This is a genomic window from Streptomyces sp. DI166, assembly GCF_900091315.1.
Taxonomy (GTDB): domain Bacteria; phylum Actinomycetota; class Actinomycetes; order Streptomycetales; family Streptomycetaceae; genus Streptomyces; species Streptomyces fuscus.
On the sequence record NZ_FLSP01000171.1, the window covers coordinates 1 to 9,747 of the forward strand.

Consider the following 9,747-nt stretch of genomic DNA (forward strand, 5'->3'; position numbering starts at 1 on the left):
CCACCCGAAGCTGCGGCGCTGACGGCAAGCCGCAGGGTTGACCGGAAGCAGCGGTGCTGACCGCGTGCCGCGGGGCTGACCGGAAACCGCGGGGCTGACCGGAAACCGCGGGACTGAGCGGAACCTGTGCCTCTACTCTCCGGTAGCATCGCGCCGCATACGGCCCGACGACGGAGGGACAGAAGTTGAGCGCGCGTGTGGAGATCGGGGACACGGTCGAGGACTTCACCCTCCCCGACGAGACCGGCACCGACCGCAAACTGTCCGAACTGCTCGCCGACGGCCCGGTCGTGCTGTTCTTCTACCCGGCCGCGATGACCGCGGGCTGCACCGCGCAGGCATGCCACTTCCGGGACCTGGCCGCCGAGTTCGCGGCCGTCGGAGCCCGGCCCGTCGGCGTCAGCGGCGACCCCGTGGAGCGCCAGCAGGAGTTCGCCGGGAAGCACACCCTCGGCATGCCGCTGCTGTCCGACACCGAGGGCACCGTCCGTGAGCGTTTCGGTGTGAAGCGCGGCCTGTCGCTGGCCCCGACCAAGCGGACCACCTTCGTCATAGGGCAGGACCGCAAGGTGCTGGAGGTCGTACGCAGCGAACTGCGCATGAACACCCACGCCGACCGGGCGCTGGAGGCACTGCGCCGCCTCCAGGACTGAGGCCCCCGGGGCCCGGCGCGGTTGAGGCCCCGCGCCGGTGGGACCATTCTGGACACTATGGAGCAAGTCGCCGCGGCGGCGACCGTAGACGCCCACGGCCTGGTGACGGCGTGGAGCGAAGGCGCCCGGACACTCACCGGATACCCGGCCGAGGAGGTCGTGGGGCGTCCCGTGACCGATCTGCTCGCCGAGGACGTGCCCTCCGAGGCGCTCGTCGCCCGCATCGGGCGGGTCGTCCTGCGCCACCGGGACGAGGGCACCGTCGCCGTCTGTGTCTGCGCGTGCCCGCTGCTCGGCCCGGACGGGTCCCGCACCGGCTACGCGATCACCACCGTGCGCCCCCGCGAGGGCCCGGAGGCCGCGCTCGGCGCCCGCGCCTTCGAACAGGCGTCCATGGCGATGTCCGTCTTCGACACCCAGCAGCGCTATCTGCGGCTCAACGCCGCCGCCTGCCGGATGATGGGCGTGCCCGAGCAGGCCCTGCTCGGCCGCGCCTTCCCGGAGACCGTCGAGAACGCCGAGCCGAGCCACGGCCTGCACAGACACCTGCGCCAGGTCGCCGACACCGGCCGCCCCGTCCGCTACGAGAGCTTCATGACCGCCCCCGCGCTCAACCGGGAGCACGCCTGGAGCATCGAGATCTGGCCGGTGCGCGACGACCGCGGCCAGGTCGAGGCGGTCGCGCTCGCCGCCTTCGACAGCAGCGAGCAGTACGGGGCCCGGCAGCGGCTCGCTCTCCTCAACGAGGCCGCCACCTCCATCGGCACCACCCTGGACGTGGTGCGCACCGCCGAGGAACTCGTCGAACTGCTGGTGCCGGGCTTCGCCGACTTCGTCAGCGTCGACCTGCTGGAATGGGTCCTCGGCGCCGAGGAACTGCCCACCGTCGCGGACGGCGACGTCGTCCTGCGCCGGGTCGCCCACGGCTCCGCCCGCGAGGGCACCCCGGAGGCCGCGGTCCACCTCGGCGAGACCGACATCTACCCCGCCCTCTCCCCGCCCGCCCGTGCCCTGCGCTCCGGGCGGGCGGTGCTGGCCCAGGCCGGGGAGCCCGACTTCGTCGACTGGGTCGCCGAGCGCAATGCCAAGGGCCCCGCCGGACGGCCGTACCGGACCGGCGCGCACTCGGTGATCGCGCTGCCGCTGCGGGCTCGCGGCACCACCCTCGGTGTGGTCGTGGGGGTGCGGATCCGGCATCCGGAGGACTTCGGCGGCGACGACTCCGCGCTGGGCGAGGAACTGGCCAGCCGGGCCGCCGTCTGCATCGACAACGCCCGCCGCTTCGCCCGCGAGCGCAGCACCGCCCTCGCCCTCCAGCGCAGCCTGCTGCCGCGCGGACTGCCCGGACAGGTGGCGGTGGACGTCGCCCACCGCTATCTGCCGTCCGGCTCACCCGCCGGCATCGGCGGCGACTGGTTCGACGTCATCCCGCTCTCCAGCAGCCGCGTCGCGCTGGTGGTCGGGGACGTGGTCGGCCACGGCATCCCGTCCTCGGCGACCATGGGACGGCTCTGTACGGCCGTACGCACCCTCGCCGACGTGGACCTGCCGCCCGACGAACTGCTCACCCACCTCGACGACCTGGTCAGCCACCTCGCCTCGGACGACCTGGACGACGAGGCCGCCGAACTCGGCGCGACCTGCCTCTACTCGGTCTACGACCCCGTCTCGCGCAAACTGACCCTGGCCGCCGCCGGCCACCCGCCCCCGGCGATCCTGTTCCCCGACGGCACCGCGAGCCTCGTCCCGCTGACCGCCGGACCCCCGCTCGGCGTCGGCGGACTGCCCTTCGAGGCCATGGAGTTGACGCTGCCCGAGGGCGCGGTCGTCGCCCTCTACACCGACGGCCTGATCGAGGAACGGGACCGCGACCTCGACCACGCCACCGGTGAACTGTGCCGGGCGCTGGGCACGCCCACCGACTCCCTGGACGCCCTGTGCGACGTCGTGCTCAAGGCGGTCATGCCCGAGGAGCCCAGCGACGACGTGGCCCTGCTGCTGGCCCGCACCCGGGCGCTGGACACGGACCGGGTCGCCACCTGGGACGTGCCGCCCGACCCGGCCTCGGTGTCCGTCGCCCGGCAGCAGACCACCGATCAACTGGACGCCTGGGGACTGGAGGAGGCGGCCTTCGTCACCGAACTCGTCGTCAGCGAACTGGTCACCAACGCCATCCGCTACGGCGAACCCCCCATCCAGCTCCGCCTGATCCGCGACCACAGCCTCATCTGCGAGGTCTCCGACGGCAGTTCCACCTCCCCGCACCTGCGCCGCGCCCACGCCTTCGACGAGGGCGGCCGAGGGCTCCTCCTGGTCGCCCAGCTCACCCAGCGCTGGGGCAGCCGACAGGCCGGGCGCGGCAAGACCATCTGGGCGGAACAGGTACTGCCGCCCGCCTGAGCACCCGCCCGGCCGGCCGGGCCGCAGTCGCTCACTCCGCGGAGTCCTCCCAGGCTAGGGTGGGAGTGATCAACCGGTGGGCGGGGACAGAGGGCGGCGGACGGCATGAGCGCAGGTGAGGAAAGGCAGCCGGCGGGGGCGGCACGGCCCACGTCACGGGATGTCGCACGGCTCGCCGGGGTGTCCCACACGGCGGTCTCCTTCGTCTTCAACGGCCGCGCCGAGGGCAACCTCTCGCCCGCCACCCAGGAACGCATCCGGCAGGCCGCCACCCAACTCGGCTACCGGCCCGACCCCGTCGCCCGCGGCCTGCGCCGCCGCCGTACGGCCGTGATCGGCCTGGTCACCGACGAGATCGCCTCCTCGCCCTTCGCGGGCCGCCTGCTGCGCGGCGCGATGGAGACCGCCTGGGCCGACGACCACCTGGTGCTGACCGTGGACTCCGGCGGCGACCCGGCCAAGGAGGACGCGGCGGTCGCCGAACTCCTCGACCGCCGCGTCGACGGCATCATCTACGCGGCCATGTCCCTGCGCCGGGTCCGCGTCCCCGAGGGGCTGCACCGCACCCACTCCGTCCTCGCCAACTGCCTGCCCGAGGACGACTCCCTGCCCGCCGTCATCCCCGCCGAGCGCGCGGGCGGCCGCACGGCGGCCCGGCTCCTGCTGGACCAGGGCCACCGCCGTATCGCCCACATCGGCGGCAGCGACGACATCGCCTCCGTGGAACGCCTGCGCGGCTTCCGGGACACCCTGCGCGCCGAGGGCATCACCGTCCCCAGGCCCTGGGTGGTCCGCACCGGCGGGGAGATCTCCAGCGGCTACGAGGGCGCGCTCCGGATCCTGGACAGCGTCCCCGCAGACCGGCGCCCGACCGGCATCTTCGCCTACAACGACCGGGTCGCGGCAGGCATCCTGCACGCCGCGACCCGCCTCGGCCTCACCGTCCCCGCCGACCTCTCGATCGTCGGCTACGACGACCAGGAGCACATGGCGGCCCACTTGGCCCCGCCGCTGACGACGGTGGCGCTGCCGCACCGGGCGATGGGGGAAGCCGCCGCCCGCCTCCTCCTGGACGCCATCGAGACGGGGCGCACACCGCCGGCGACGGTTCGGCGGCTGGCGTGCGAGGTGGTCAGCCGGGAATCGGTGGGACCAGTTCCCACCCCGTGACGGTGGCGCCCGCGCCGGTCACCACCAGTTCCGCCCGGTCGTCCGGGCGGCGGTAGACCCGTTCGGTGATCGTCGCCCGGTCGCCGACGAGCAGCTCCAGCAGCGAGCCGTCCACCAGCACCCGCAGATCCAGCGCCGCGCCGCCCGGCACCCGCGCCTCAACGGGCCCCTCGCGGCCCGTCCGGGGCCAGCCGGAGCGGTCCAGGGTCACCAGCCCCGCCGCCGGGTCCAGCCGTACCGTCAGCTCCGCGCCCGCGGCGGAGCGGAGCAGGGTCACGGTGGTCGGGGTCCGCGCGGTGACGGTCAGATCGTAGGACAACGGCAGCGCCGCCGTGCCCGGCGACCGTACGAACGGCTCCGCCGCGCGCAGCGACTCCAGCTCCGGTGCCGGGGAGACCCGCAGTGCCCCGTCCGCGTGCGCGTCCACCACCCTCGGCGCGGTGAGGACTCCGGCCCACCCGGCGCGGTCCACTTCGGCCTGCTCGCGCGCCTCCCAGGACCAGCCCCACATCAGGGCCCGGCCGTCGGACTGGAGGACGGCGGGGGCGTAGAAGTCGCGACCCAGGTCAAGGCGGTCGGCGTGCCGTGCCGAGAAGCTCAACCCGTCGTCCGTTCCAGCCAACAGACGGCCCGTCACATAACCGGTGGCCCACGGTTCGCCGTCCCACAGCGAGACCACCAACACCCAGTCCCCGGACTGCGTCGCATACATCTGCGGGCACTCCCAGCCCACCGCCCGGTCGCCGAACGCGGCCGCCGCCACCGGGTCGTTGCCGTCGAGCAGGACGCCCGCGAACCGCCAGTCGGTCAGGTCCTCGCAGTCGTAGAGCAGCACCGACGGAGTGCCGGCGGCGTGGCCCGCGCCGAGCAGCGCCCAGCGGCGGCCCCCGTGGTGGAAGACGAACGGGTCGCGGAACATCACCACGTCCAGACCGGCGGGCGGCCCGGATACCACCGGCACCGGCACGGGCTGCCACCTGTCGAGCGCGGGGTCGGTGGCACGGGCCAGGCAGACCGTGCCGAGGCCGGTGTGGGCGCGGTCCACGCCCGTGTAGACAGCCGTCGGTACGCCGTGGTCGTCCACCACGCACCCCGACCAGCAGCCCGCCTCGTCGGGCCCGCCCGGTGTCGGGGTGAGCGCGATCGGGTGGTGCTCCCAGGTCACCAGGTCGGCGCTGGAGACATGGCCCCAGTGGACGTTGGCGTGCACGGGAGCGTCCGGGTTGTGCTGGAAGAACAGGTGGTACCGGTCACGCCAACGGAACGGCCCGTTGGGGTCGTTGACCCAGTTGGCGGGCGGACGGACCCGGAAGCGGGGCGCGTTGGGGTCCAGGGACGCGGTGGCGTGGCTCAACGGTTGACTCCTGCGGACGTGATGCCCTCGCGCAGAGGGCGCTGGCCGACGACGAACACGGCGACGGCGGGGATCATGGAGAGGACGACTCCGGCGAGCACCACCGAGATCGACCCGGTGCCGAGGTTGCCCTGGAGGGAGACCAGGCCCAGCGGGAGCGTGTAGTTCTGCCCGGAGGTCTCCAGGATCAGGGGACGGAAGAACTCGTTCCAGTGGTAGTTGAAGGCCAGGACACCGACGATCGCCAACCCGGGGGTGGCCAGCGGGGCGTACACCGACCGGAAGGTGCGCCAGGGCCCGCAGCCGTCCAGCATCGCCGCCTCGCCGAGGTCCTTGGGCATGCCGAGGAAGTACTGGCGCATCAGGAACGTGCCGAAGGCGGTCGGGAAGGCCGGGATGATCAGGCCGAGCAGGGTGTCGGTCAGGCCCATCGACTTCAGGACCAGGAACACCGGCACGATGGTCACCTGGAGCGGCACCATCATGGTCGCCAGCACCAGCGCGAACAGCGGCTTCTTGAACCGGAATTCGAGGCGCGCGAAGGCGTATCCGGCGAGTCCGGCGGTGATCATCTGCCCGACCGCGATCAGTGCGGTCACCAGCGTCGAGTTCAGCGCCAGCAGCCAGACGTCGATCTGCTCGAAGACACCTCGGTAGGAATCCACGGTGGGATCCGTCGGGATGATCTTCGGAGGCAGGTCGAAGGACTCGGCCGGGGTGCGCAGGGAGGTGGACACCGTCCACACCACCGGACCGAGTGTCAGCAGGGCGCACACGGTCAGCCCGGCGATCCGCGCCCAGGGCGCGAGGCCGTGCCGGGCACGGCTGAGGTTCACTGTGGCTTGGCTCAAGGGACTCACCCGGCTCACTGGTAGTGGACGAAACGCCGGCTGAGCCGGAACTGGAGGGCGGTGACCGCCATGATCAGTACGAACAGCAGCACGCCCACGGCGGACGCCTCGCCGAAGCGGAGCTGTTCGAAGGCGCTCTCGTAGATGACCATCACCACGGTGCGGGTGGCGTCGCCGGGCCCGCCGTTGGTGAGGACGTAGGGCTGCTCGAAGACCTGGAGCGCGTTGATGATGCCGACCACGGAGGCGACCAGCAGGGTGGGGGAGAGCAGCGGCAGGGTGACGGACAGGTGCTTGCGCAGGCCCGTCGCGCCGTCGAGCGAGGCCGCCTCGTGGATCTCCTTCGGGATGTTGTTGAGCCCGCCCACGAACAGCAGGAACGAGAACCCGAACTGCTGCCACACATAGACCAGGACGACCGCTGTCATCGCCGCGTTCTCCGACGTCAGCCACGGCACCGGCGCGATCCCGACCAGCCCGAGCAGCCAGTTGACCACCCCGAAGTCCTGGTTGAACAGGTACTTCATCACCACCGAGATCGACGCCGCCGACAGCACCAGCGGGAAGAAGAACGCCGAACGGAACACCGAGCGCAGCCACATCGGCATCCGCCCGTTCACGGCGAGCGCCAGGACCAGCGCGATCAGCAGTTGCAGGGCGACCGCTAGCACCATGAAGACGAGGGTGTTGCGGAACGAGACCAGCACCGTCGAATCGGTGAACACCTCACGGTAGTTGGCGGCCCCGGCGAACTCCGGGTCGTCGATGACGTTCCAGTGGAACAGGCTCAGCACGATCGATCCGGCGATCGGTACGACGGTGAAGACCACGATGCCGACGACGGTCGGTGCCAGGAACAGCGCCGCCAGCAGCCGGGTACCCCGGTCGCGGGCGGACGCCTTCGGCGGGGGCGCGGCGGGGGTCGCCGCACGCGGCCGTACGGCCTGGATCCGGGGGGTCTGGGTGTCCGTCATATCTCACGCTCCATGGCCCGCTCCAGGTCGTTCTGCATCCGGCGCAGCGCGGGACCCACCGAGCGCCGCGAGGCCAGGGCCGTGCCGGTGTGCTTGAGCAGCACCTGCTCCACCTCGGCGACCTGCGGCGGCGCGGGGATCGGCCCGGTGTCGGGGAACTTGTCGAGGGTGTCGTAGAAGACCTGCCAGTGGCGCGGGCCGGTCTCGCGGTAGCGGTCGGCGGTCAGCATCGAGCGGCGTGCCGGGGTGGTCTGGTTGGTCTCGAACAGCCGCATCAGGGTGTCGCGGCGGGCGGCGTACTTGATGAACTCCCAGGCCTCTTCCTGCCGTTGGGAGGTGCGCAGGAGCGCGTAACCGGCGGCGCCGAACTGCATGCGCTGGGTGCGCCAGCGCGGGAAGTACTGCACGTCGTAGTCGGCGGCCTTCATTCCGGCCAGATGCAGACCGCCCGCCCAGAAGCCGCCCGCGGGGGTGACGCCGACCCGGCCGGTGGAGAACACACCGACCAGGTTCTGCCCGTTGCCGCCCTCCGGGCGGGTGCACAGGTCCTCCTGGATCAGCGAGGCGAGATAGTCGTACGCCTCCTCCACCCGTACGTCGGTGGCCTGCGGGGTCGTCCAGCGGAACCCGCCGCCGCGGCCCCGCCGTTCGGCGGCCGGGTAGAAGCCGTCCCACAGCCACCGGCCGCCCGGCGCCTTGGACTCGGCGAGCAGGTTGGTGCCGTTGGCGAACAGCCAGGGCACCACACCGCCCCACAGGCGGTTCGTCCAGAAGTAGGGCGTGAACTGCGACCCGCTGGACCGCTTCATCTCCCGCAGCAGCGCGGTGAAGTCGTCGCGGGTCCAGTCGGCGGCGGGGAAACCGGCCCCGGCGCGGTCCAGCACCTGCCGGTTGAGGTACATGTCGGCGGCGTTGAACTCCACCGGCAGCTGGTAGAGGCTCCCCTCGTACATCATCGACTCCACCAGCGAGGGGTGGACGTCGGCGAAGTACTCGCGCAGCTCGTCCGCGTCCCGCTTGACCCACTTGTCCAGCGCCACCCCGAGGCGCTCGGCGAAGAGCTGGACGCCCTCGGTGGCGACGTAGACCAGGTCCGGGGCGGTGCCTGCGGCGATCTGGGTGAGGATCTTGGCGAAGAAGTCCGACCAGTCGACCGCCTGCACCGCGTTGATCCGCAGCTTGATGTCGGGATGGACCTCCTTGAAGCCCTCGGTGAGCGTGCGTACGGCCTCCGGGCCGTAGGCGGGGCCGAGCGTGGCGACGACGAGGGAGCCGTCGTCGCGGCCCGGGATGTCGGCTCCGGTGAGCCGGTCCCAGGAGGCGGCGGTACCCGCCAGCGCGGCGGCTCCCGCGCCGTAGGCGCCATACCGCAGCAGCGTGCGGCGGGTGAGGTGCGCGTCGGTCATCGGACGGACCTAACTCGTGTTAGTCGAGCAGTGACGCCCCAGATGATGTGTAGGCCGTGTCAGGGCTGTCAAGGGTGGTGCGGGTGTTGACCTTTAACGAGTTAGGTTAGGTTGGGTCGTGGCGGTGGTCAGGCCTACGCGGTGGGGTCGACGTTCCACACCGTGGGCAGCTCGCCGCCGCAGAAGACGCAGACGTAGTCGTCCTCGCGCACGATGTTGTACTCCTGGCAGCCGGTGCACCGCCGGAACACCACCTCGTACGTGAAGCCGGACGGCCGCCGCAGCCCCACCGCGTCCAGCGCACGGGCGACCGCGGCCCAGGAGGTGAGGTCGGGGCAGTACCCGGTCGACTGATTGCTGACCTCGCCGACACCCCACCGCCCGGTCTCCCGCACGAAACCGATCTCCCCGGCGCCGAGCACCCGCTGCCCGCCGGCACAGCCCACGTGCTCGCTCCGCCGCGGCGCCAGCCGCAGCACCCCGTCCAAGCCGACGACGTACGTGAACGGCTCGGCCAACTCGGCCACCGGCTGCTCCCCGGCCCAGGCCTCGAAGTCGCCCGCCGAGCCGATGCGACGCCCGCCGTCACCGGTCCGGACGGCGGCGCGCAGCTCGGCCGGTCCGACGTACCGGAAACCCCGCTCGTTCACAGGGGCCAACCTAGGGCCTGTCGTTTGGATTATCCCGGCGTCGCGGGGTCTGGCACGCACTCCCCCAGAGGGGGGACCCCCAGCCGCGTTGTCGTCGGTCGCCGACTCCCCCACGCTCGGCTTCGCTCGCGCGGGAGGGACCCCCATCGCGTCGACTCCCTCCTCCGCCTTGCAGCTGCACGCTCCCCCACGCTCGAACAACCTCGCGCGGGGGCACCCCCATCGCCCCCGCTCGGCTCAGTCACGACGGACCGTCGATCAGAGCCAGGCTGATCCAAACGACAGGCCC

At 72.1% G+C, this 9,747-nt stretch carries 8 protein-coding genes; 3 read left to right on the plus strand and 5 right to left on the minus strand.

Annotation, left to right across the window (positions count from 1 at the left end):
• The first annotated feature begins 185 nt into the window (after positions 1-185).
• The 3 genes from GA0115233_RS38740 (at position 186) to GA0115233_RS38750 (ending at position 4,223) form a co-directional block, all read left to right on the plus strand.
• Entirely contained in the window at positions 186-653 is a 468-nt protein-coding gene (locus GA0115233_RS38740) for a peroxiredoxin (RefSeq protein WP_093725322.1), read from the plus strand.
• 57 nt (positions 654-710) lie between these two features.
• Positions 711-3,053, plus strand: a complete 2,343-nt coding sequence (locus GA0115233_RS38745; protein ID WP_093725324.1) for a SpoIIE family protein phosphatase — start codon at positions 711-713, stop codon at positions 3,051-3,053.
• Between the two features lie 105 nt (positions 3,054-3,158).
• The gene (locus GA0115233_RS38750) at positions 3,159-4,223 is read left to right on the plus strand and encodes a LacI family DNA-binding transcriptional regulator (RefSeq protein WP_093725326.1); all 1,065 of its coding nucleotides are present in this window, start codon (positions 3,159-3,161) and stop codon (positions 4,221-4,223) included.
• On the opposite strand, the gene GA0115233_RS38755 is transcribed toward GA0115233_RS38750, so the two are convergent.
• From GA0115233_RS38755 to GA0115233_RS38775, 5 genes are all read right to left on the minus strand, one after another.
• On the minus strand, positions 4,186-5,577 hold the full coding sequence (locus GA0115233_RS38755; RefSeq protein WP_093725328.1) for a glycoside hydrolase family 32 protein: 1,392 nt from the start codon (positions 5,575-5,577) through the stop codon (positions 4,186-4,188). The genes GA0115233_RS38750 and GA0115233_RS38755 overlap by 38 nt on opposite strands.
• Positions 5,574-6,428 carry a carbohydrate ABC transporter permease gene (locus GA0115233_RS38760; protein WP_093725330.1) on the minus strand — a complete coding sequence of 285 codons (855 nt, stop codon included), beginning with the start codon at positions 6,426-6,428 and terminating at the stop codon, positions 5,574-5,576. Before GA0115233_RS38760 ends, GA0115233_RS38755 begins: the two co-directional genes overlap by 4 nt.
• Positions 6,429-6,442: 14 nt before the next feature.
• Positions 6,443-7,402: a carbohydrate ABC transporter permease gene (locus tag GA0115233_RS38765; protein WP_093725331.1), complete on the minus strand. Its 960-nt coding sequence runs from the start codon at positions 7,400-7,402 to the stop codon at positions 6,443-6,445.
• Positions 7,399-8,808, minus strand: coding sequence for an extracellular solute-binding protein (locus GA0115233_RS38770; protein WP_093725333.1), 1,410 nt, complete (start codon positions 8,806-8,808; stop codon positions 7,399-7,401). Before GA0115233_RS38770 ends, GA0115233_RS38765 begins: the two co-directional genes overlap by 4 nt.
• 134 nt (positions 8,809-8,942) lie before the next feature.
• Entirely contained in the window at positions 8,943-9,458 is a 516-nt protein-coding gene (locus tag GA0115233_RS38775; protein WP_093725335.1) for a hypothetical protein, read from the minus strand.
• Positions 9,459-9,747: the final 289 nt, after the last annotated feature.